Source organism: Deltaproteobacteria bacterium HGW-Deltaproteobacteria-4, from assembly GCA_002841765.1.
Taxonomy (GTDB): Bacteria; Desulfobacterota; Desulfuromonadia; order Desulfuromonadales; family UBA2197; genus UBA2197.
This window is the reverse complement of the sequence record PHAV01000010.1, coordinates 46,916-70,973: the sequence shown is the minus strand read 5'-3', so window position 1 is coordinate 70,973 and position 24,058 is coordinate 46,916. Positions and strand designations below refer to the sequence as shown.

The following is a 24,058-nucleotide window of genomic DNA, read 5'->3' as shown; positions in this document are numbered from 1 at the left end:
GCGCCCACGAGGGGCGCCCCACTGACTAAGGACTATTCCATGAGCGATCATGCTTATCGTACCGCCACCCTTCTCGTGCATCAGGGCCGCGACCGTGATCCGGCGACCGGCGCCAGCACCATCCCGGTCTACCTCGCCTCCACCTACCACCATAGCGGCGGAAAATCCGGTGAATACGACTACGCCCGCAGCGGCAATCCCAGCCGTGACCAGGTCGAAGAAGCCATTGCCCTGCTCGAAGGCGGGGTGCGCGGTTTTGCTTACCCGAGCGGTATGGCGGCGATCGGCAGCGCCCTGGCCCTGCTTAACAGCGGCGATCACCTCATCGCCCCGGATGATCTTTACGGCGGCTCGTGGCGCTACTTGTCGCAGGTTTTGCCTGCCAACGGCATCAGTGCCACTTTCGTCGATCAGACCGATCTCGACGCTGTTGTTGCCGCCATCCGCCCCGAGACCAAGGCAATCTTCCTCGAAACGCCGTCTAATCCCCTCTTCAAGATCGTCGACCTCCGCGCCATCGCCGCCATCGCCAAGGAACGGGGACTCCTCACCCTCTTGGACAACACCTTCATGACCCCGCTGCTGCAGCGCCCCCTCGATCTAGGTATCGACGTGACGATTCACAGTGCCACCAAATTCCTTGGCGGCCATTCCGACCTCCTGGCCGGTCTGGTCACCACCGCCGACCCGGCCCTGGCCAAACGCCTCAAGTTCTTCCAGAACGCTTTCGGCGCCGTCCTTGCCCCCTTTGACTCTTTCCTCCTCAGTCGCGGCATCAAGACTCTCAAACTGCGCCTTGATGCCGCCCAGACCAACGCCCAGATCCTCGCCGAGCGCCTCGCTGTCCACCCCGCCGTCAGCCGCGTCTACTACCCCGGCCTCCCCGACTTTGCCGACCGGAAACTCCATTTTTCCCAGGCAAGCGGCGCCGGCGCCATCCTCTCCTTCGAGCTCAAAAATGAGAGCCAGATCGCTCCACTTCTGCAGCGCGTCAAATTGCCGATCATCGCCCCCAGCCTCGGCGGCGTCGAAACCATCCTCACCCACTGCTGGAGCATGTCGCACGCCGCTATCCCGGTCGCCACCAAACAACAGCTCGGCATTCGCGAAACGCTGCTGCGTATCTCGGCCGGGATTGAGGATGTTGAGGATCTTTGGGAAGATTTGGTGCAAGGATTGTCACCAGAGTAAACTTTCATCCCTGACGGCGCTTGAGTTCCTGTGCAACTAAAAGCTTCTGAATTGTACTAAGACGATTGGAAAGGCGCAGGTTTTTGAGCTCAGGAAGGGGGCAGGAGGCAAGGAGTTGACTGAAGATGGTCTCCGGTGTCTGCGAATTTTTCAGCAGAGTCGAACGGATCGACGGCAACTTCTGCCAGCGGTGATGACGAAAGATCGTGCTAATCGCGTACGCCGTCGCCCGGCCACCGCTGAGATATTGCACCAGACCCCCTTCCTTGAGGCGGGGATTGTCAAGCGCGGCGGTAACAACCTGCGCCTCCCCTCCCCCCAACAATTCCACCAGAAGAGTCGACGGGGCCCGACGCGCCAGCGTGATGCGGTTGCCGAGCGGCACTCCCGGCAGACGCTGTACAATCGTCCGCTCCGCGGCCAGCTTCTGATCGGGAGTTGTGCCGGGGTGAAGACAGATGCCGAGGAGATCAAAGAGATGAAGGTGGGGAAGGAGGGGTTGCAGCACCGCTGGCGGGCTTTTGGGATGGACCGCCAAAGCAAGCTTAAGGCGATATGACGACAATGTCAGTTCATGCTGATGCAGCGCTTTGAGCAGATCCTCTCCCAGATCACGGCGCCGCAACAGAGCCAGGAGGTGTTCCTCCGCTAGATAACGATTTTTCAACAAAGTCCGGAGAACTTCGGGGGCGCCATCCTGCACCAGAGAAAAGAGCTCATCCCCTTCGGCCAGCAAAGCACGCTGCAGGCGCTGCACCAGTTCAGGGGTAAAGAGACTTTGTTGTGGCTGAATCCTGTTCACGCTTCAATTCCTCACAAATAAATGGGTCCAATGCTTAAACCCTGCCTTTAGTGCAGCTTGTTGTCAATAAATAGAATCGTCAACTTTTGCCGCTTCCTTGACCCCTTAAACAATTCATTGTAAAGTCCGGACATTCTCCTTCCAGGATCGATCGATGACTTCCCCTCTTCTTGATGTCTGCTCCCTTAAAACCTACTTCTTTACGCCCCGTGGCCTGATCAAGGCAATTGGCGGCATCGACTTTTCGATTGGGTCCGGTCGTACTCTGGCTTTGGTCGGGGAATCAGGCTGTGGCAAATCGATGACGGCGCTGTCGATTTTGCGTCTGGTACCGGAACCAGGGAAGATTGTCGAAGGAACGATCTCTTTTGCCGGAGAAGATCTGCTCCGGCTGCCACCGACAGAGATGCGGCGGATTCGCGGCAACCAGATTGCCATGATCTTTCAGGAACCGATGACTTCACTGAATCCGGTCTTTACCGTCAAGAGGCAAATTGGCGAAGTTCTCGAGCTCCATCGTGGCCTGCACGGCCAGGAACAAGAAGAAGAAGCCGCCGCGCTCCTGCAGCAGGTTGGCATCCCGGATGCGCGGAAAAGACTGGCATCGTACCCGCACCAACTCTCCGGCGGGATGCGCCAAAGGGTCGTAATCGCCATGGCCCTTGCCGGCCATCCGCAACTGCTGATTGCCGACGAACCGACGACCGCCCTCGACGTGACGATACAGGCCCAGATTCTTGCGCTTCTTGATGAATTACGCCGCAGTCGCGGGATGTCGATGCTCCTTATTTCGCACGACCTCGGTGTCGTTGCCGAAACCGCTGATGCGGTGGCGATCATGTATGCCGGCCTGATTATGGAAGCAGCAGACGTTGCCCCCCTCTTCAATGAACCTCTCCACCCTTATACTCGCGGTCTCCTTGCCTGCATTCCCCGCCTCGGAGAAGAGCGGCAACGTTTGGTGCCGATTCCCGATCAAGTGACCGACGCCATGCAGCATGGCGACGGCTGCCCCTTTGCCCCGCGCTGCCGCGAAGTAATGCACCAGTGCCGTGAACATCTGCCGCCCTTACGGGAAGTGGCGCCGAATCATCAGGTGCGCTGCTGGAAGGCCTTATGAATCCTTTATTGTCGGTCCGGAATTTGACCAAATCCTTTGCGGCGGCACAGGGCCCGCTTGGCGGTCAAGAGCAGCGCTTTCGTGCCGTCGACAATATCAGCTTCGACCTTGCTCCCGGTGAAACCCTCGGTCTGGTTGGCGAGTCGGGTTGTGGAAAATCGACAACCGGTCGCCTGATTTTACGTCTCCTTGAAGCCGACAGCGGTGCGGTCTTCTTTCACAACGAAGATCTTGTCCCCATGGGACAAAAGGAGCTACGGCCGCGGCGGCGGCAGATGCAGATGATCTTTCAGGACCCCTTCTCCTCACTCAATCCCCGCTGCAAAATTGGCGACATTGTCGCTGAACCATTACTCATTCACGGCCTGGCGACCCCGGCTACGGTCAAGGATCTCGTCATTGATCTGCTGGCAACCGTCGGTCTCGGCAGTGATATACTTGAACGCTATCCGCATGAATTTTCCGGTGGACAACGGCAACGCATCGGCATCGCCCGTGCTCTGGCAGTCAAACCCGAATTGATCATCGCCGATGAACCTGTCTCCGCTCTCGATCTCTCGATTCAGGCTCAGGTTATCAACCTGCTCGATGATATCCAGCAGCAGTTCGGCTTGACTTATCTCTTTATTTCCCACGACCTTTCAGTGGTCGAACACCTGTGTAAACGCGTGGCTGTTATGTATCTCGGCCGGATTATTGAAATCGCACCGGCGATCGAACTCTACCGCGCCCCCTTTCATCCTTATACGGAAGCTTTACTGCAAGCTGTCCCCCGCCCCATCCCCGGACGGCAGCATAAAAGGATCCTCCTGCAAGGAGAAATCCCCTCCCCCCTCTCTCCGCCTGCCGGCTGCCACTTCCATCCCCGTTGTATCTACGCTCAGTCGATCTGCCGGGAGCTCAGTCCCGTCCTGTTGGAGCATGATCCGGCGCGTTTCGCCGCCTGCCACTTTGCCGGTGAATTCTCCCGCAACCTCGCCTGAATTTCCCTGTCGCCTATAGATCCTTTTTGACATTTTGTGCCAGACATGGCACTTTAGCGTGCCAAAGCAAGCACATCTGACAGGAGAATCCTAGATGACAGGGCCGATTACCACGCTGCAGGAACGCTGCCGCAAATGCTATTCCTGCGTCCGCAACTGTCCGGTTAAAGCGATTAAAGTCCACAAAGATCACGCTGAAATCATTGACAGCCGTTGCATTGGCTGCGGTATTTGCGTACAGGTCTGCTCCCAGCAGGCCAAAGTGATTGCTGACAGTATTTTGAGCGTACAAAAACTCATAGACGGGTCAGAACCGGTCGTTGCCATTCTCGGATGTTCTTATCCGGCATTCTTCAATGATATTCGCCCCGGACAACTGGTGGCGGGAATCAAAAACCTCGGCTTTTCAGAAGTTCACGAAGGCTCCAGCGGTGTCGAATTAATCCGTTTGTCTTATCAGGCCGAGATTGAGAGCCAGAAGAAGAACGCCGCCACTCTGTTTTCAAGTCATTGTCCAGCGATTGTCGATTTAATTGAAAGGCACTACCCCCAACTCTTACGAAACCTGATGAAGACAGTGTCACCGAAGATCGCCGCAGGACGCTTTATCAAAGAGACTCTTGGCCCCAGGACCAAGGTTGTCTATATCAGTTCATGTATTGCCGGAAAATTTGAAATTGAAGAAGAACAGATCCAGGACGCGATCGATGTCGTCCTGACCTACAAAGAGTTGCAACAAATGTTCAAGCTCAGGAAGCTCGATTTAAGCCGCCTCCCCAACCACCCCTTCAATGGGATGCCACCACATAACGATAGTCGACTCTTTGCCATTGCCGGTGGTCCCCTGAACGCTTTCGGCATCAAGAGCGACATTTTTCATCCTGAATACCTCAGCTCCGAAGGCCCGGAGAATGCCCTTGAAGTCATCCGCGACGTCGCAGCCGGGCGTATTACCCCCCGCTTTATTGATATCCGCTTCTGTACCGGCGGCTGTATCGGTGGGCCAGGCAAAAATAACCGCCTGACAACTTTCAGCAAACGCAATCTGATCTACCAGCATTCTTGCAGCGAAGTCCCTTATCAGACCGCCAGTCATTACTGTACGGTGAAACAGAGCATCGCCACAAATCGCAGCTTCAGAAACAAACATAAGCGTTTGGAACTGCCGGGGGGCGAGAGCGTGCGCAACATTCTTCAGTCGATCAATAAATTTGTCGAAAGTGACGAATTGAATTGTGGGGCCTGCGGATATGCGACTTGCCGGGAATATGCCGTGGCCGTCTTTCAGGGATTGGCCGAGCGTGAGATGTGTCTTCCTTATGCGGTCAAACGCCTGGAAGAGGATCACACCATGCTGACGCAAAAATTTGAACTGGCACAACGCGCCCTGGCGCAGGAAGTCGGATCATCGGCAATCGTCGGCGAGGATCCGCGCACCATGGATATTCTCGGGCTTATTTATCAGGTTGCACCCACGCCGACGACCGTACTGATTCGCGGCGAGAGTGGTACCGGCAAAGAACTGACGGCGCGGGCCATTCACGAAAAGAGCCTGCGTGCCGATAAACCGCTTGTCACCATCAACTGCACGACAATTACCGACAGTCTTTTGGAAAGTGAACTCTTTGGTCATAAAAAAGGGGCATTCACCGGTGCTGTTGCTGACAAAAAAGGGCTCTTCGAGGCTGCTAACGGCGGTACTATCTTCCTTGACGAAATCGGTGACATTACCCCGAAACTGCAAGCGGAACTCCTGCGGGTTCTTGACAACGGCGAGATTCGTCCGGTGGGAGGGAACGCTCCGATCAAAGTCGATGTCCGCCTCATTGCCGCCACCAACAAAGATTTAGAAGCAGGAATTCGCGAAAGTTGGTTTCGCGAAGATCTCTATTACCGACTCAATGTTTTTACCATCTCCCAACCACCCTTGCGCAGTCGACTCGAGTCCCTGCCGGCCCTGGTGGAAAATTTTCGGGCTCGGGCCAGTCGCCGTCTCAACAAACCGATCAAGGGAATCGACGAGCGGGCGCTGCAAGCACTAATGCGCTACCCTTGGCCGGGGAATATTCGTGAACTGCAAAATATCATCGAACGCGCCTCTGTTCTGGCACAGGACAGCGTCATCAGACTGGAGAATCTTCCGGTCGTCTTTACCGAACTCGCCCTGAACGAAGGACGCACGGAAACAGACCTCGCAACACCAAGCTTTCGCTCGCAACGCGACAAACATATTGGCCAAATGGAGAAGAATCTCCTCATTCATTTTCTCCGGGAAGCCAGAGGAAATGTTTCAGCGGCGGCAATTCAGGCTGGAATTCCCCGCCGTACCTTCTATCGCCTCCTCAAACGTAACGATTTAAATGGAAAAGAATTCAATAAAAACCGACAGACATAACTGTATTGCCAAAAATGGCACACTCCTTCATCATGACGGGCCAAAAACGGCACACTCATTAACGCACCAAAACTGCACTTCTGCGCAAAATGCCTCAACAATCTGTGCCATCTCCGGCACAAATACGGAATTTCACGGAACAGCAAAAGCAGCACAGCGCTCAAAATTTTAAAAATCAAACAAAAACAGCAATTTAAATAATTGGCACAGTAATTGCTAAACAATAAATCATTGAACGGGGAATAAGACTTGGTTTACCACCGACATCCACCCCCCTTTGCGCCATCCGGCTCTCTCTCCCCGGATGGCGCTTTTTTTATTTTTTCCTGTTATTCCGGTCAGGTTCACGATAAAATATTTGAACTCATTGCCCCTGTCAGGATGACATATGCCTATTAACAAGTCAGAAAATTTCGGTATCAGTACCCTTGAAGACATCAGCGCCCTGATTCTGCAATCCCACGATCTCGAAGAGACTCTTGGCAACATCGTCGCCCTGGTTGCCAAACGAATGGGAACAGAAGTCTGTTCTATCTACCTCTTTGACGACGATGGTGAAACCTTACGTTTACGGGCGTCCAAAGGACTTTCGCCCCGCTCGGTCGGCAAAGTCTCGATGAAACTCGGCGAGGGATTGACCGGTCTGGCCGTGGAAGAACGGCGAGTTGTCTCTATCCCTGAACCCCACAACCATCCCCGCTATCGCTACTTCAAGGAGACAGGGGAAGAGCGTTACCACTCATTTCTTGGTATCCCGCTTTTTGACCGGAAAAGTCCCATCGGCGTCATCGTCATCCAGACCAAAGAACCCCGTACTTTTACCAACGAAGAGATCAGCGCCCTCTCCACTATCGCTTTTCAGATCTCTTCTATTGTTATTAATGCCCGCCTCCTTTACTCCATCGGCCAGAAAGAGGAGGAATCGCGTCATGTCGCTTTGGAACTAGCGAAGGCGCGTTCAACATTTCTCCATAACAAGAAGAAAAAAAAGGGGAAAGAGTCGCAATCCATTCTGCGCGGGACGGTCGCCTATCCGGGATTGGCAACGGGACCGGCGCATGTTCTCGATGAACGCCTCGGTTTTACCGATATTCTCGACGACGAATGGTCAGACCCGGAATTTGAGCTCAATCGCCTGGAAAGCGCCCTGGAAAAGACCCGGATTGAAACTATCTACCTCGAAAAGCAGGTCGCTGAACGCCTCTCAGAAGATGACGCCGCGATCTTCCACACCCACCTGATGATCCTTGAGGATCGCGGCTTCATCGAAAAATTGCGCCGCGAAATTGAACAGGGACGCAGCGCCCAACATGCTTTAAAAACTGTTGCCGCTGAATATATTGAAGCTTTTTCCCGGATGGAGGACTCTTACCTTCGAGAACGGGCCGTCGACATGGAAGATATCGCTCGACGCCTGCATACCAATATCCTCGGCAACGAATACCAACCCTTGCAACTCAAGCACGCCGGCGTCCTGATCGCCCGCAGCCTCCTCCCTTCCGACATGGCGACCCTGGACCACAGCAAGGTGCGCGGCATTGTCACGGAAGTCGGCGAGATGAACTCGCATGCGGTGATCATGGCAAAATCCCTCGGCATTCCCGCGCTGGTCGGGGTCTTCGGTGTCATCCAGGCGATTCGTCCCGACGATCACCTTATCCTCGATGCGAATTCAGGTTGCCTGTATATCAATCCGCCCCGACATATTGTCGCGGAATATCTGCGCATCGAACGGGATCAGGACCGTGAAGAAGAGTCCTTGGCGGAGTTCCGTGATCAACTGGCCGTGACCAGCGACGGAGAGCGGGTCAGCCTGCGTGCCAATGTCGGTTTGGTGAGCGACATCGGTATTGCCGTGCATAATGGCGCGGAAGGCATCGGCCTGTACCGCACCGAATTTCCTTACATGACCCGCAGTTCCTTCCCTTCCCGCCACGAACAATACCTCCTTTATCGCCGCATGGTTGAAGGCTTTGCCGGTCAACCGGTGACAATACGGACCCTCGATATCGGCGGTGACAAGGCTTTGCCTTACTTCCCCCTTCCCAAGGAGGATAACCCCTTTATGGGTTGGCGCTCGGTGCGCGTCTCTCTCGACTATCAGGATATTTTCCGCACTCAGATTGAAGCCATCTTGATGGCGGCGGTGCATGGCAACGTCAAACTCCTCTTTCCGATGATCAGCGGCGTTGAAGAGATCCTGTCCTGCCGTAAGATCGTTGAAGAAGCGGCCGGGAATTTAAGGCGCGAAGGGATTCCCTTTAGTGATTCTGTACCGGTCGGGATCATGATCGAAGTGCCGGCGGCCGTGCAATTAATCGGGATGCTGGCAAAGCATGTTGACTTTTTTGCCCTCGGCACCAACGATCTGGTGCAGTACATGCTCGCAGCCGACCGCAACAATCCCCTGGTGAAGAACTATTATGATCCCTTTCACCCTGCCGTACTGCATGCACTGCGGCATGTGGCCGACGTCGCCCGCACTCACAATAAAGGGCTCTGTATCTGTGGTGAAATGGCGACCGACCCGCAAGCCCTGCTCTTTTTGATCGGCATCGGCGTTCGTGAAATGTCGATGGCAGCTCCCTACATTCCTAAAGTCAAACAGATCCTTTCAACCCTCAATACCATCTCCACCCGGAAAATCGCCAAAGAGATATTAACCCTGGAAAACAGCAGTAAAATTCGTCAACAGCTCGGTGCAGCCCTCATGCGCAGCAAGAAGACCACCCGATAAATGCATATAACTCCCGACTACTACTTCACACTTGGACACCTTCGTTCCGCCCTTGCCAGCTATCAACCCCGCCTGACTGAGCGCAGCGCCTGGCCCGGACACACGCACGCCGCAGTTGCCCTGCTTTTAAGAGAAGGCCGGCGCGGGGTTGAGATCCTCTTTATTTTGCGGGCCGAATTCCAGGGTGATCCCTGGTCAGGGAATATCGCCTTTCCAGGGGGACACATTGAAGCCGACGATGAAACGGTGCGAGCTGCGGCCGAGCGGGAAACTCTTGAAGAGATCGGTATTGACCTGCAAAAGGAAGAGTTTCTGGGACGCCTTGACGATGTTGCCGGCGCCCATTTACCGGTGATCGTGTCCTGTTTTTCCTATCGTGTCGCCGCATCCACCCCGCTCTTTCCCAACCGGGAGATCAATGAAACCTTCTGGGTACCGTTAGCGGACCTTGCCGACCCGGATCGTCAGCGCTTGCATTATGTCATGTTCCGCGGGGAGCAACTCGAACGCCCTGCCATCGATCTCCTTGGCCCGGGCCGAACCGTCCTCTGGGGGATTACTTATCGCCTGGTGAGCCATTTCATGCAATTGACCGGTGTTCCACTGCCGGCGACCCCGATCCCCTGATGCGCGCACTTAGCTCTTATCTTCAGGATATCGAATTTGCAGCGATCTCCTTCCACTATCAATTAGAGACACCACGGGTTTTACCACTTTTTCCCGAATTACTGCTGCGCTCGCCACTGCACCAAATCGGGATGGAATTACTCGATCCGGATCCTTTTGAACGCCTCTTCACCCCGGCCCTGCCCGACGACCCGACGGCGCTACGCCGCTACCAACGCCCTGCCCCGTCCTTTGCCTTTCAGCCCCACCCCAATATCCTGACACCAACTGCGACCGAACAGGGGGGCATCTCCTGTCACCTCTTTGGGGACGGGATTATTCTGCTTGATGATCTGATTACAACCATGAAAGGAGTTCAACCATTTGCCTTCAACAACCGCCAACAGCATGGCTGTCTCACTTCCGTGTCCGCCGCTGACGCCTCGGGACAAGAAGTAACGATCTGGCAAAAAGGAATGACAAAGTGCGCCGATCCACCGCGCATCATCGCCGCCTGGCGCTTTGATCCTCTGCCCCCGAGCACCGAGTGGTGCCTGGAAATCATCACCCCGGCGCGCCTTTTGGTGAAGAAGAAACCCCTCTTTCGCCCGGCATTTCGCCATCTTCTCCCCTTTATCCTGCGCCGCGTAACCGCACTTTGTTACTTTTATAACCACATTGAAATTACAGAGGCGGCAGAACTATTGACCATGAACGCAGGGATAGAGGAAGAAGTGAGTGAGTTGCGCTGGATCGATTGGCGCAGCCATTCGGGTGATGGAATATTGACCGAACTCGGGGGGGTCAGCGGTCGACTGTGGCTAAAAGGGCAGCTCCCCGATGATCTCATTGCCCTGCTGCGCCTCGGCTCCTTGATGAATATCGGTAAAGGGGCGGCTTACGGCGCCGGCGCTTATCGCTTTATCCCCGGCAGTTCCAAATGATATCTTTAACACCGCTGGACCTATCGCAAACAACCAGAAAAAAACATGACATTTTTTTCTTTTCTGCCAACGTATTATGTATTTGCCGATTGTGAGAAAATTATCATGCATACCTATCCCCCCCTCAAGCAAAATCCGCATCGGGCTGTAACAGGAGCCGCCGGTTTCACCTTGATCGAACTGCTGATCGTGGTGGCAATAATCGGCGTTCTTGCGGCAATGGCAATCCCTTCATACCAACATTTTGTCGGCAAAGCCAAAATTACCGTTGCACAAAATACGCTGCTCACCATCCGCGATACGTTGATGAACTCGATTACTGAGACAAACGCTTCCTACCCGGCAACCATTGATTTTACTACCGGCCATGACGATCAGGGACGCACCATCCTCCCGCCACTGTTACGAGAACAGATCAGTAGAGACCTCTTCCCGTCATCTCTCAGCTACACCGGCAATACTGCCGGCTTCACCCTTATAGCCCAGGCGAATGATTCGAATCACACCGTCCTGGTCCTGACGGAACACGCGTTAAACATTCAGGGAAATTGACATGAGACTATACAAACGGAGTTTCACGAACTATTTCATCGACAAACGTTTCCAATTTAAATACGTGCTATTGACTATCCTCTTACTCGGCACCTATACTTTTATTTTGACTATTATTCTCTTTTTACCCTCAATAATTACCCTTTTGTTCGACTACTCCCTTGCAGAAAAGGCCGAAGCCGCCCGCACTTTTCTTGTTTTACACGGCACGGTCTGGCCGACGACCGGCGCGGCTATTTTAGTCTTCAGTATTCTCAGCATCTTTTTAACCCATAAGATTGCCGGGCCAGTCTATCGCTTGAAGCATGCCTTGACCGAGTTAATTAACGGCAATCTTGACATAAGGATCCGCTTAAGAAAATGGGACGATTTGCAGGAACTGGCCGAACAATTCAATTTCTTTTCGGACGATTTACGCAGCTATGTAATCTCTCTAAAAAAAGACCACGAACGCCTTTCAAGCTATGTCGATCAACTGGAACAAGAAATTTATAAAAAAGATTTAAGTACGGAAGCAAGGCAGGATATTATTGAAAAACTGCAAGAGCAGAAAAATGCTATAGCCGTAACGATGGAACGTTTTACCTCTAAATCCTAAACAACAAAATTGCCAAATAAGAAACAACAATGGTCGCGATCCCATGAGGGAGTCGTGACCATTGTTGTTTCTTATTTCTTCAAACGAGTTTAAAGGGTTGCGAGATAATCTTGCAACGGCTTGACCCGCAGTTCCTGCGTTTTGAGAGCAATAATAGCGTCAGCAATAGCACTGGCACCGGAGATGGTGGTGTCGTAAGCAATCCCCTGCATCAAGGCTTCGCGTCGGATCGAGTAAGAATCGATCACCGCCTGCGCCCCGTGCGTCGTATTGATCACCAACTGCACCTCACCATTTTTGAGAGCGTCAACGATATGCGGTCTCCCCTGCAGAACCTTGTTGATACGCCGAACGTTCAGCCCCTTTTCGATCAGGAAAGCCGCCGTGCCATCGGTGGCAATCAGTCCGAAACCACATGTCTGCAGCTTCCTCGCCGTCTCAAGGATGCACTTTTTATCGATATCGCGCACACTGATAAAAACATTTCCCGTCAAGGGGAGCTTGACATTGGCGCCAAGTTGCGCCTTGGCGAAGGCCTCAGCAAAGGTGTCGCCGATCCCCATGACCTCACCGGTCGATTTCATCTCCGGCCCGAGAATGGTATCGACACCGGGGAATTTGGCAAAGGGGAAGACCGCTTCCTTGACCGAATAGTAGGAGGGGACGATGTCGCCAAAGACCCCCAACTCCTTGAGACTTTTGCCGGCCATTACCCGTGCCGCAATCTTGGCAAGGGGGCGTCCAGTGGCTTTGGAAACAAAAGGGGCGGTGCGGGACGCGCGCGGATTGACTTCGAGGATGTAGATTTTTCCATCCTTGAGGGCATACTGCACGTTCATCAACCCTTTGACGTTCAGCTCCAGAGCCATCATGACCGTTTGCCGGCGTATCTCGTCAATCACTTCCTGTGCCAGAGTGTAAGGCGGCAGAGAACAGGCTGAATCGCCAGAGTGAATCCCCGCCTCTTCGATATGCTCCATGATCCCGCCGATCACTACCTCGCTGCCGTCGCAGAGGGCGTCAACATCGATCTCGATCGCTTCATTGAGAAACTTGTCGATGAGGATCGGATGTTCCGGCGACGCCAGCACCGCCGTCGTCATGTAGCGCCGCAGATTCTCGACGTCATAGACGATCTCCATGGCCCGACCGCCGAGGACGTAGGAAGGACGGACGACAACCGGGTAGCCGATACGATTGGCCACAACTTCGGCTTCATCGAAGGAGCGGGCGGTACCGTTCTCCGGCTGTAACAGACCGAGTTTGTGCAGCATCTCCTGAAAGCGCTCACGGTCTTCAGCGCGGTCGATAGCGTCTGGCGAAGTCCCGATGATCGGCACCCCGGCTTTCTCCAGGGCGACCGCCAGTTTCAGCGGCGTCTGGCCGCCAAACTGAACAATGACGCCAACCGGTTTCTCGACGTGGACAATCTCCAGCACATCTTCGAGGGTCAGCGGCTCAAAATAGAGGCGATCCGAGGTATCGTAGTCGGTGGAGACGGTCTCAGGATTACAGTTAACCATGATCGTTTCGTAGCCGTCCTCAGCCAGAGCAAAGACCCCGTGCACGCAGCAGTAATCGAATTCGATCCCCTGACCGATACGGTTTGGTCCGCCGCCGAGGATCATGATCTTCTTGCGGTCGGTCGGCGCGGCTTCACATTCCTCCTCATAGGTGGAGTAGAGGTAAGGCGTATATGCGACAAATTCGGCGCCGCAGGTATCGACGCGCTTGTAGACCGGGCGGATTTTGAGACCGTGGCGCAAAGCGCGTACCTCATCTTCGCTTTTACCCCACAACTTGCCGAGCATCTTGTCGGAAAAGCCGTACTGTTTCGCCTCCAGAAGGGTTTCAACGGACATCCCTGCGCAGCCAACCTCCTTGAGTTCCTCCTCCTTTTCGATAATCTGGCGGATGTTGTGCACAAACCAGGGATCAAAGAAGGTGATCTGACAGATTTCCTCGACACTCATGCCAGTGCGGAGCGCGTCGGCCAGATACCAGATACGATCGGCATTCGGTACCCGCAACTTATCGAGAAGGAGTTGCCGCTCATTCTCGGAGAGAGCGCGGCGGACATCGTCGCTAAGATCGAAGAATTTCGAATCAAAACCACAGACACCAACCTCCAGTGCCCGCAACGACTTCTGCAACGACTCCTTGAAGGTGCGGCCGATCGCCATAACTTCGCCAACCGACTTCATCTGTGTCGTCAGCGTGGCATCGGCAGCCGGGAATTTTTCAAAAGTAAAGCGCGGCACCTTGGTGACGACATAATCGATGGTCGGTTCGAAACAGGCCGGGGTCTCGCGGGTAATGTCGTTACGGATCTCGTCGAGACGATAACCGACGGCGAGCTTGGCGGCAATCTTGGCGATCGGAAAACCGGTCGCCTTGGACGCCAGGGCAGAAGAGCGTGAGACGCGCGGATTCATCTCGATGACAACAAGGCGCCCGTCACGGGGATTGATGCCGAACTGGATATTGGAACCGCCGGTATCGACACCGATCTCGCGAATAATCTTAAGGGACGCATCCCGAAGGATCTGATACTCCTTGTCCGTCAGGGTCTGCGCCGGGGCAACGGTGATCGAGTCGCCGGTATGGACCCCCATCGGATCGAAGTTCTCGATGGAGCAGATGATCACGACGTTATCAGCGGTGTCACGCATGACTTCGAGCTCGTACTCTTTCCAGCCGATCACCGACTCTTCGACGAGGACTTCATCGGTCGGCGACGATTCTATGCCGAAGAGCGCCATGCGCTCATACTCTTCCATGTTGTAGGCGATGCCGCCGCCGGTACCGCCGAGGGTGAAGGAAGGACGGATGATCGCCGGGAAACCAATGCTTTTAATCACCTCCATCGCCTCCGCACGGTTATGCGCTAGGCCCGATTTCGGCACGGTCAAACCAATCTTCTCCATCGCCGCCTTGAAGAGGGTGCGATCTTCCGCCTTCTTGATCGCCGGCAGTTTGGCGCCGATCAGTTCCACCCCGAATTTTTCGAGAATCCCCGCCTCAGCCACCGCTACCGCGGTATTAAGAGCGGTCTGGCCACCGAGGGTTGGCAGGATGGCATCGGGACGTTCCTTCTCAATGATCTTGGCGAGGATCTCCGGAGTCACCGGCTCGATATAGGTGCGATCGGCAAAGTCAGGATCGGTCATGATCGTCGCCGGGTTACTGTTGAGGAGAATAACTTCGTACCCCTCTTCTTTCAGCGCTTTGCACGCCTGGGTGCCGGAATAGTCGAATTCGCACGCCTGGCCGATAACAATGGGGCCAGCGCCGATGATGAGAATCTTGTGTATGTCGGTTCTTTTGGGCATTACTGTGAACTCCTTGAATTATGTAGAGCGTCTGCGAAATAACGTTTAGTTAAGACATTAAACATGAGAACGATGAAAGCAACAAATGCAATCACACAAACCGCCGTAGCATAGCGGCTAGAAAAGCTTCCAGATCGCGAACCCCCTCAGTGGCGATAGCGTACACCTGAGCTAGATCAAGTTTGGCATATTCGTGAGCTAACAGGTTACGGAAGCCGACCGCCTTGACCATCTTCTCGCTTAATTCAGCCTCAATCAGTTTCTTATCGGAGAGGATATAGAAAAAATCACGGGTACTGGAAGCAACACCTAAACCTTCGTCACTTACGACGTGTGCAGCCAAATCAATACAACCCTGCACGGCCTGCATAAGGTGAAGAATCACGCTATCCTGCAAATCACGATCGGCTGAGAACACTGCGCAGTTGCTCCCCCGACGTTCGACAACCCGTTGCAGACTCTGCTCTATAGTGTCAGCCTTTTCTATAATAATGCGGCGATCAACCATTGTACTTTTCCTTCAGTCTCGCCAGAAACGAATCTTCCGTCAGTTTGCGAAGCGGAGAGAATTCAGCGATCTGCACCGTTTGTACCATGCGGAAATAGGCGCAGTCGAAGGAATCCCCACCATAGATCGACATCCCTTTACGAAAAATCTGTTCCAGGACCAACTCGCCGGCACTGTTCATAATCAGCGGATGAATGTCCTGCCGTAACATTCTGGAAAGTCGTACAAAATATTCAAGACTCAGGTCGGTATAGTTACTTCGTGGGATATCACTCTTCAGCAGAAAACCAAGATCAACGTCGCTGTCAGACCGCGCCTTTCCTGTGGCCTGCGAGCCAAAGAGGTAACAGGCGACGATCTCCGGACGTTCGGCGCAGTAAGCGGCAACAATGTCGGCGATCTCTTTGTTTTCCATCATCAACTCATCGAAAAATAAAATAAACCGCGCCGGCCATGCAACACCCGGACCAGAGATAATCCCACTTGAGCGGCACCCCCATGTAAAAGACCGCAAAGGGGATGAATACACAAAGTGTGATCACCTCCTGAGTGATCTTGAGCTGGGCCAGAGTAAAACTGCCATTGTAACCGATGCGATTGGCCGGCACCATGACCAGATATTCGAAAAAAGCGATCCCCCACGAAAGAAGGACGGCGATGAACCAGTGGCGATTGTGCAGGTGCTTGAGGTGCGCGTACCAGGCAAAAGTCATAAAGATATTCGATATGACCAGCAGGACGACGGTTCTCATGCCGTGGCGCGTTCCTTCTCCATCAACTCAACGAAACGGCCAAAGAGATACTGCGAATCATGTGGACCGGGCGAGGCTTCCGGATGATGCTGCACCGAGAAGATCGGCAGACTCTTGTGGCGAATCCCCTCGACCGTCTGGTCGTTAAGATTTTCGTGCGCAAGCTCACAGATCTCCGCCACGGAATCGAGATCGACACAGAAGCCGTGATTCTGGGCGGTAATCTCCACCTTGCCGGTGGCATGATCGACGACCGGCAGATTGGAACCGTGATTGCCGAAGGGGAGCTTCATCGTCCGGCCACCAAGAGCGAGACCCATGAGCTGATGACCGAGACAGATGCCGAAGATCGGCTTCTTGCCGACAAAGGCGCGAATAATCTCCTGCGCGGCCAGCACCGGCTCGGGGTCACCGGGACCGTTGCTGAAGAAGATACCGTCGGGATTCATCGCCAGCACCGCTTCCGCCGGGAAGGTGGCGGGAACGACGGTGACATCGCAGCCGGCATCGACCAGACAGCGGAGGATGTTGTACTTGATGCCGAAGTCGTAGGCGACGACTTTGTATTTAAGCTGACTGCTATCGACCTGCGGATAGCCGCTTCCTAATTGCCAGGTCCCTTCGTTCCACTGATATGGTTTTTCGCAGGAAACACCGGAGGCGAGATCAAGGCCGGCCATGCTCGGCTGAGCACGCACTTTACGGAGCAGACTGGCGGGATCGAAATCGATCGTCGAGATAATGCCGTTCTGAGCGCCGTGATCACGCAGATGGCGGGTCAGGGCGCGGGTGTCGATACCGTGAATGGCGACGATGCTGTTCTCCTTGAGATAGGCATCGAGGCTCATGGTCGCCCGCCAGTTGGAGTAGCAATCCTGATACTCTTTGACGATAAAACCGGAAAGGAAGAGGCCGCGGCTCTCGATATCCTCGGAATTGATGCCGGTGTTACCGATCTGGGTGTAGGTCATGGTGACCATCTGCCCCTTGTAGGAAGGGTCGGTGAGGACTTCCTGGTAACCGCTCATGGCGGTATTAAAGACGACTTCGCCGAGGGCTTCGCCCGTTGCGCCGAAGGATTTTCCGGTAAAGATGCGCCCGTCGGCCAGGGCTAGAACTGCTTTCATGTATTTCTCCTGAAACATATCGTTTTTGTAAGGGCGAAAATTTTTCGCCCTTATGATTGGTGAATTAATTACCGTTGAAATTTAATCTCGCCGCCGACAATCGTTGCCTTGGCACATCCTTGCACTTCCCAGCCGAGAAAGGGTGAATTTTTCGACTTGCTTGCCAGTTTTTCCGCTGCAACCTTCCAGGTGGTGACCGGATCGATAATCGTCAAATCGGCAGTCGCGCCGACCGCCAGGGTCCCGCGATCAAGACTGAGGATTTTCGCTGGGTTACATGACATCTTTTCAACCAGTTGCGCAAGGGTCAAGACCCCCTCACTCACCAGTTTCAGGGATAACGGCAGAGAGGTTTCGAGACCGACAATCCCGTTCAGCGCTACATCAAACTCAACATCCTTTTCGTCAATATGATGCGGTGCATGGTCAGTGGCGATACAGTCGATGGTGCCGTCCTGCAGGCCGGCCTTGATCGCCGCGACATCGGCGGCTTCGCGCAAAGGCGGATTCATCTTGGCATTGGTATTGTACCCGCGCACCGCATCGTCGGTAAGGGTAAAATAATGGGGCGCGGTCTCGCAGGTGACCTTGACCCCCCTCCCCTTCGCTTCGCGAATGATCTGCACCGAACCTAAGGTCGAAACATGGGCAATATGAATCGGGGCGCCGGTGTACTCGGCGAGGAGAACATCGCGGGAGGTGGCGATATCTTCGGCAACGTGGGGGATCCCTTTCAGACCAAGCTCGGTGGAGGTAAAGCCCTCGTTCATCGTCCCGGCGCCGACCAGCTCGAGATCTTCAGCGTGGGTGATCAGAGGGATACCGATCCCATTTGCATACTGCAGGGCGCGTCGCATCAACTCGGAACTCTTCACCGGATGGCCGTCATCGGAGACGGCGACGCAGCCCGACTCCTTCAATTCACCCATCTCTGCCAAGGCGTCCCCTTTTGAGCCCTGGGTAATCGAACCGACCGGAAAGACGTTGCAGAACCCTTCTGCTTTGGCTTTGTTGATGATATAGCTCGCCACCGCTTTGTTGTCGATGGCCGGCTTAGTGTTCGGCATGCAGCAGACAGAGGTAAAACCGCCGGACACGGCCGCTTTGGTGCCGCTGACGATATCTTCCTTATACTCGAGACCGGGATCGCGCAGATGGACGTGCATATCGATGAGTCCCGGTGTCACATAACAGCCGGAAGCATCGATACTCTGCACATCGGACGGAGCGACAAGTTTATTGCCGATCTCTTTGATTTTCCCATTTTCGACCAGCAGGTCGCAGGTCTGGTCGAGATTTTGTGTCGGATCAATGATCCGGCCGTTCTTGATCAAGAGATTCATATGATTACCTCGCTTCGTAGCAATAAAGGTTAAGGGGAAATGGTCGATTTTTCGTCAGATCAAGGCTGTCGAGGGAGAGCGCGGAGGCGTAGCAAGCTACGCCGCACAAGCGAACCCGAAGACTTACGCCGAGCTGGCGGAAAAGCGGCCGTTTCATTCCATTTCGCCGCCGCAGACGTGATATAGCATCGCCATCCGTACTGCTACGCCATTCTCCACCTGCTTGAGGATGTGCGACTGGCTGCCATCAACGACATAGGAAGACATTTCTACGCCGCGATTGATCGGACCGGGATGCATGACCATGGCGTTCGGCTTGGCATATTGGAGATTCTGCGGGTTCAGTCCGAAATAACGGGAATACTCGCGGGCATTCGGCATCAGCGTCTTGCCCTGCCGCTCCTGCTGAATGCGCAGCATCATCACCACGTCGGCATCCTGAATCGCATCCTTCATCGTTGCGCAGACCGTGACATTGCCGAGACGCTCGACGCCGGGAGGGATCATTGTCGGCGGACCGGCAACAAAAACCGACGATCCCATCTTGGTCAGCCCCTGAATATTGGAACGAGCAACACGACTGTGGGTAATGTCACCGACAATCGCCACCTTGAGCCCGTCAAGACGGCCGAATTTATCCTTGATCGTCAACATGTCGAGAAGACCCTGGGAAGGATGCTCGTGGGCACCATCGCCGGCATTGATAATCGAACAATTGACCTTCTCGGCAAGGAAATAATGACTCCCCGAGACGGCATGACGCATGACGATGATATCGGGCTTCATCGCCAGGAGATTCAGGGCGGTGTCGGCAAGCGTCTCGCCCTTGGTCGCCGAACTGCTCGACGAAGTTATATTGACCGTATCGGCGGAGAGGCGCTTGCCGGCAATTTCAAAGGAGGTGCGGGTGCGGGTCGATGATTCGTAAAAAAGGTTGATAATCGTCTTGCCGCGCAGGGTCGGGACTTTTTTAATCTCACGGCTGTTGATCTCACGCATACTTTCGGCGGTATTGAGTAGTTGCTCGATATCGTCCTTACTGAGATCACGCAGGGCAATGATGTGCTTGTGCCGAAATGACATCGCTCTTCTCCTGAAAGTAAGGTTAGGATTTAACCAGGCGCACTTCAATCGGTTGCGCATGATCGAAAAAGACACAGATATCTTCATCGCGGGCGGTCGGCACATTGCGTCCGACAAAGTCCGGACGGATCGGCAACTCCCGGTGGCCGCGATCGATCAATACCGCCAACTGGATACAGTCGGGACGACCGATATCGATGAGGGCGTCGAGAGCAGCGCGAATCGTCCGCCCGGTAAAGATGACTTCGTCGACGAGGATGATCTTCTTACCATCGAGAGCAAAGGGAATCTCTGTTTTACCGACCGGCAGGGTACCGCGCGAGCTGATATCGTCGCGATACATGGTAATGTCGACCGTCCCAAGAGGGATCTCCACCCCTTCAATCTCGGCAATCCGGTCGCGCAACAGTCGTGCCAGATGATCCCCGCCACTGCGGATCCCGACCAGGACCAGATCCTCAGTCCCCTTGTTCTTTTCCAGAATTTCGTGCGCAATCCGGGTCAACGCCCGGGCGATTCCAGCCTGATCAAGAATTACCGTATCTTGCGACATTCAATCACCTCTTTGATCGGGGTTGGGACAAAAAAAATACCTCTCCACTGCTTGAGTAGAAAGGTATTCTCAAAATGACTAAAGTTTTTGTGTTCATGAGTACCTTTGTCAACCTCACAGGATCGACTTAAAAGGGACAGAAACTGCTGTTCAAAATTTCGCGAATCCTACCAAGAGCAGTGGCAGAAAGTCAACGGAAGAATTTTAGTTATGATCGATTTTTGCCGGGGCATTACGGGCTAATGAATCAGTTTACCAATACGACTAAACCGCGGCAAATGGCGCTCTGAATCCCAGGACCAATATTTAATAAAGGCTTTCCCCTTGATCTCCGGCTCCGTGACAAAGCCCCAGAAGCGACTGTCATAGGAGCGGTCGCGATTGTCACCCATGACAAAGTAAGAATCAGCGGGGACAGTGACCGGTTTCATGAAGTCACGCGGGCCAGATTTTGCCGGCATGGTATCGGCTTCTTTATGAATGGCCTGGGGCAATTCGTACTTCAGACCGTTGACATAGACCTGTTTATCCCGAACTTCGACCACATCTCCCGGGACACCGACGACTCGTTTGATAAAATCCCGCTTTGCGAAGTAACTTTTATCCCGATCCTCGGGGAATTCAAAGACGATTACATCCCCTTGCTGCGGATCTTTGAAGCGCAAAATCCGTTTCTCCGTAAAGGGAATCTGCATGCCATAAACGAATTTGCTGACGAGGAGATGGTCGCCGATCAGCAAGGTATCCTCCATCGACCCGGAAGGAATCTTGAAGGCCTGGATCACAAAAGTGCGAATAATCAGAGCCAGAACCAGGGCAACAACGATCGACTCCGTCCACTCCCTGGTCTTTGTTCTGTGCGGTTTAGGCGCAAGCACCGGAGCTTCCGGCGCAGCTTCAACTTGCTTCTCTTCTGCAGCACTCATCATCTCACTCTTTCACTTTAAGAATAGCCAGAAAGGCTTCCTGCGGCAGTTCGACATTGCCGACCTGCTTCATCCGCTTCTTCCCTTCTTTCTGCTTTTCGAGCAGCTTCCGTTTACGGCTGATATCGCCACCATAGCACTTGGCGGTGACGTCCTTACGCAATGCCTTGACGGTTTCACGGGCAATGATCTTGGTACCGATCGCCGCTTGAATGGCGACCTCAAACTGCTGGCGGGGGATGAATTCCCGCATCTTGGCTACCAGATCGCGACCGCGAAACTGCGCCTTGTCGCGATGAACAATGAGAGAGAGGGCATCAACGGCATCGCCGTTGATCAGGACGTTCAGTCGGATCAAATCACTGCGGCGATAATCGAGGTGTTCGTAATCAAGGGAGGCATAGCCACGACTGATCGATTTGAGCCGGTCATAAAAATCGAGAACGATCTCATTGAGGGGGAGTTCATAGATAATCATGATCCGGGTCGCGGTGAGATAACGAATCTCCCGCTGCACCCCGCGCTTCTCTTCACAGAGGGCGAGGACGGCGCCGACAAATTCATTCGGCACATGGATCGAGGCAAGGATAAACGGTTCTTCGATGTAATCGATATACTGAAGCTCCGGGAGCTTGTTGGCACTCTCGACGGTGATGACTTCCCCTTTAGTGGTGGTGACCCGAAAAGGGACGGTCGGTGCGGTCGTGATCAGATCGACCCCGAATTCCCGCTCCAGGCGCTCCTGAATAATTTCGAGGTGGAGAAGACCGAGAAAACCGCAGCGGAAGCCGAAACCGAGAGCCATGGAGTTCTCCGGCTCAAAGGAGAAGGAAGCATCGTTCAAGCGCAGCTTCTCCAGGGCATCCCGCAGCAGATCGTATTCGGTGCTATCGATCGGATAGAGGCCGGAGAAGACCATCGGATTGACCACTTTGAAACCGGGGAAGGCTTCCGGGGTCTGGCGATGGAAGTGGGTCAAGGTGTCGCCGACCTTGGCATCGGAGACAACCTTGATGCCGGCGATCAGGAAGCCGACTTCACCGGGGCCGAGCTCATCGACCTCAGTCATATGCGGGGTGAAGACGCCAACCTTCAAAACTTCATGGCTCTTGCGACTCGCCATCAGGAAGATCTTCTCACCCTTGCGAACCGTGCCATGAATGACGCGGACGAGAATGATGACCCCCTGATAAGCATCGTACCAGGAATCGAAGATCAAGACTTTCAGCGGTGCCGTAACATCTCCCTGCGGCGGCGGGACTTTCTTGACGATTGCTTCGAGAATCTCGTGGATGCCGATCCCTGCCTTGGCGCTCGCTTCCACCGCATCGGAGGTATCGAGACCGATAATCTCTTCGATCTCCGTCTTGACCCGCGCCGGATCGGCCGCCGGCAGGTCGATCTTGTTGAGGACCGGAAAGACTTCAAGGTTCTGATCAATGGCGAGATAAACGTTGGCGAGGGTCTGGGCTTCCACCCCCTGCGAAGCATCGACGACTAACAATGCCCCTTCACAAGCTGACAGGGAACGACTGACCTCATAGGTAAAGTCAACATGCCCCGGCGTATCGATGAGGTTGAGAATATAGGTCTTGCCGTCGTCAGCTGTGTAGTTAAGGCGAACCGCCTGGGCCTTGATGGTGATCCCGCGTTCCCGTTCCAGATCCATCTTGTCAAGGAACTGATTTGACATCTCGCGGGACTGCAACGCACCCGTCGCTTCCAGAAGTCGGTCGGCGAGGGTCGATTTACCGTGATCAATATGAGCAATAATCGAAAAGTTGCGAATCAGCGTGGTATCCATGAACTCCCTTTGCGAAGCAGCGACGATGACGCTGCACAGAACAGCGCCTTGATGCGACCGCATAATTTATACGAGACGAGGGGGATTTGTAAAGAAAAAGCTGAAAATCTCAAGGATAGACGCGGACGACCGACTCGGCAATGCAGGCCGGTTTCACTTCCCCTTCAATCTCGATGGTCAACAGATAGATTATCTGTACGCACTTGGGCAACGCTTCGAAATCGAGGAGGGTCGAGCGGGCGCGGATGCGGGCCCCGGCTTTGACCGGCGCCGGGAAACGGACGCGATTGAGCCCATAATTAACGCGATAGCGCATCCCCGGATAGTTGCTGGCAAAGAAATCAGGATGGTTACTCTCGGTAAGGCAGGGAAGCAATGACAGGGTGAGATAACCGTGTGCAACGGTTGTCCCGTAGGGGGATTCGCGCCGGGCCCGCTCCACATCGGTATGAATCCACTGCACATCACCGGTCACCTCGGCAAAAGCGTCAATCCGCTCCTGAGTGATGGTCAGCCACGGCCCGACGTGGATTTCAGTGCCGCGCTGTGAGTTGAGGCGTTCCAGAAGTTCGGTTGTTGAGGGCATAGTTAATTCTCTCAGAAATGTTTTCATGCAGAGGCAGGATTGATCTCTTGAATAAAGGAAGGCGGGATGGAATAATACTCCGTCATTCCATATTTACAGCCGAATATAACAAATTT

Annotated in this window: 21 protein-coding genes; 9 read left to right on the top strand and 12 right to left on the bottom strand. The window is 54.1% G+C overall.

Annotated elements, in window-relative coordinates; all coding sequences use genetic code 11:
- Positions 1-39: 39 nt before the first annotated feature.
- The gene (locus CVU69_08485) at positions 40-1,191 is read left to right on the top strand and encodes a cystathionine gamma-synthase (GenBank protein ID PKN12219.1); all 1,152 of its coding nucleotides are present in this window, start codon (positions 40-42) and stop codon (positions 1,189-1,191) included.
- A 4-nt stretch (positions 1,192-1,195) separates the two neighbouring features.
- On the opposite strand, the gene CVU69_08480 is transcribed toward CVU69_08485, so the two are convergent.
- Positions 1,196-1,993, bottom strand: coding sequence for a hypothetical protein (locus CVU69_08480; GenBank protein ID PKN12218.1), 798 nt, complete (start codon positions 1,991-1,993; stop codon positions 1,196-1,198).
- 154 nt (positions 1,994-2,147) lie between these two features.
- Between CVU69_08480 and CVU69_08475 the strand changes: the two genes are divergently transcribed.
- From CVU69_08475 to CVU69_08440, 8 genes are all read left to right on the top strand, one after another.
- Positions 2,148-3,113: an ABC transporter ATP-binding protein gene (locus CVU69_08475; protein ID PKN12217.1), complete on the top strand. Its 966-nt coding sequence runs from the start codon at positions 2,148-2,150 to the stop codon at positions 3,111-3,113.
- Complete coding sequence (locus CVU69_08470; GenBank protein PKN12216.1) at positions 3,110-4,096, top strand: peptide ABC transporter ATP-binding protein; 987 nt, start codon at positions 3,110-3,112, stop codon at positions 4,094-4,096. The genes CVU69_08475 and CVU69_08470 overlap by 4 nt, the downstream gene beginning before the upstream one ends.
- Positions 4,097-4,190: 94 nt before the next feature.
- Positions 4,191-6,491: a sigma-54-dependent Fis family transcriptional regulator gene (locus tag CVU69_08465; GenBank protein PKN12215.1), complete on the top strand. Its 2,301-nt coding sequence runs from the start codon at positions 4,191-4,193 to the stop codon at positions 6,489-6,491.
- Positions 6,492-6,879: 388 nt separating this feature from the next.
- On the top strand, positions 6,880-9,228 hold the full coding sequence (gene ptsP / locus CVU69_08460; protein ID PKN12214.1) for a phosphoenolpyruvate--protein phosphotransferase: 2,349 nt from the start codon (positions 6,880-6,882) through the stop codon (positions 9,226-9,228).
- Positions 9,229-9,855: a CoA pyrophosphatase gene (locus CVU69_08455; protein ID PKN12213.1), complete on the top strand. Its 627-nt coding sequence runs from the start codon at positions 9,229-9,231 to the stop codon at positions 9,853-9,855.
- Positions 9,855-10,778 carry a hypothetical protein gene (locus tag CVU69_08450; protein PKN12212.1) on the top strand — a complete coding sequence of 308 codons (924 nt, stop codon included), beginning with the start codon at positions 9,855-9,857 and terminating at the stop codon, positions 10,776-10,778. The genes CVU69_08455 and CVU69_08450 overlap by 1 nt, the downstream gene beginning before the upstream one ends.
- 105 nt (positions 10,779-10,883) lie before the next feature.
- Positions 10,884-11,330 carry a hypothetical protein gene (locus CVU69_08445; GenBank protein ID PKN12275.1) on the top strand — a complete coding sequence of 149 codons (447 nt, stop codon included), beginning with the start codon at positions 10,884-10,886 and terminating at the stop codon, positions 11,328-11,330.
- Between the two features lies 1 nt (position 11,331).
- On the top strand, positions 11,332-11,928 hold the full coding sequence (locus tag CVU69_08440; GenBank protein PKN12211.1) for a hypothetical protein: 597 nt from the start codon (positions 11,332-11,334) through the stop codon (positions 11,926-11,928).
- Positions 11,929-12,017: 89 nt separating this feature from the next.
- On the opposite strand, the gene carB is transcribed toward CVU69_08440, so the two are convergent.
- The 11 genes from carB to CVU69_08385 form a co-directional block, all read right to left on the bottom strand.
- A complete protein-coding gene (gene carB / locus CVU69_08435; protein PKN12210.1) occupies positions 12,018-15,260 on the bottom strand; it encodes a carbamoyl phosphate synthase large subunit in 3,243 nt (1,080 codons plus the stop codon).
- A 91-nt stretch (positions 15,261-15,351) separates the two neighbouring features.
- On the bottom strand, positions 15,352-15,768 hold the full coding sequence (locus tag CVU69_08430) for a transcriptional regulator (GenBank protein PKN12209.1): 417 nt from the start codon (positions 15,766-15,768) through the stop codon (positions 15,352-15,354).
- Positions 15,761-16,186 (bottom strand): hypothetical protein, encoded by a 426-nt coding sequence (locus tag CVU69_08425; protein ID PKN12208.1) that lies wholly within the window; start codon positions 16,184-16,186, stop codon positions 15,761-15,763. Before CVU69_08425 ends, CVU69_08430 begins: the two co-directional genes overlap by 8 nt.
- A 4-nt stretch (positions 16,187-16,190) precedes the next feature.
- Positions 16,191-16,520: a hypothetical protein gene (locus CVU69_08420; GenBank protein PKN12207.1), complete on the bottom strand. Its 330-nt coding sequence runs from the start codon at positions 16,518-16,520 to the stop codon at positions 16,191-16,193.
- Positions 16,517-17,647 (bottom strand): carbamoyl phosphate synthase small subunit, encoded by a 1,131-nt coding sequence (locus CVU69_08415; protein ID PKN12206.1) that lies wholly within the window; start codon positions 17,645-17,647, stop codon positions 16,517-16,519. The genes CVU69_08420 and CVU69_08415 overlap by 4 nt, the downstream gene beginning before the upstream one ends.
- Before the next feature lie 68 nt (positions 17,648-17,715).
- The gene (locus CVU69_08410) at positions 17,716-18,990 is read right to left on the bottom strand and encodes a dihydroorotase (protein ID PKN12205.1); all 1,275 of its coding nucleotides are present in this window, start codon (positions 18,988-18,990) and stop codon (positions 17,716-17,718) included.
- 153 nt (positions 18,991-19,143) lie between these two features.
- Positions 19,144-20,073, bottom strand: coding sequence for an aspartate carbamoyltransferase (locus tag CVU69_08405; protein ID PKN12204.1), 930 nt, complete (start codon positions 20,071-20,073; stop codon positions 19,144-19,146).
- Between the two features lie 22 nt (positions 20,074-20,095).
- Positions 20,096-20,626 carry a bifunctional pyr operon transcriptional regulator/uracil phosphoribosyltransferase PyrR gene (locus tag CVU69_08400; protein PKN12203.1) on the bottom strand — a complete coding sequence of 177 codons (531 nt, stop codon included), beginning with the start codon at positions 20,624-20,626 and terminating at the stop codon, positions 20,096-20,098.
- A gap of 239 nt (positions 20,627-20,865) precedes the next feature.
- Positions 20,866-21,552 (bottom strand): signal peptidase I, encoded by a 687-nt coding sequence (gene lepB / locus CVU69_08395; GenBank protein ID PKN12274.1) that lies wholly within the window; start codon positions 21,550-21,552, stop codon positions 20,866-20,868.
- 4 nt (positions 21,553-21,556) lie between these two features.
- Complete coding sequence (locus CVU69_08390; GenBank protein ID PKN12202.1) at positions 21,557-23,356, bottom strand: elongation factor 4; 1,800 nt, start codon at positions 23,354-23,356, stop codon at positions 21,557-21,559.
- 109 nt (positions 23,357-23,465) lie between these two features.
- Positions 23,466-23,942 (bottom strand): enoyl-CoA hydratase, encoded by a 477-nt coding sequence (locus tag CVU69_08385; GenBank protein PKN12201.1) that lies wholly within the window; start codon positions 23,940-23,942, stop codon positions 23,466-23,468.
- Between the last annotated feature and the right edge of the window lie 116 nt (positions 23,943-24,058).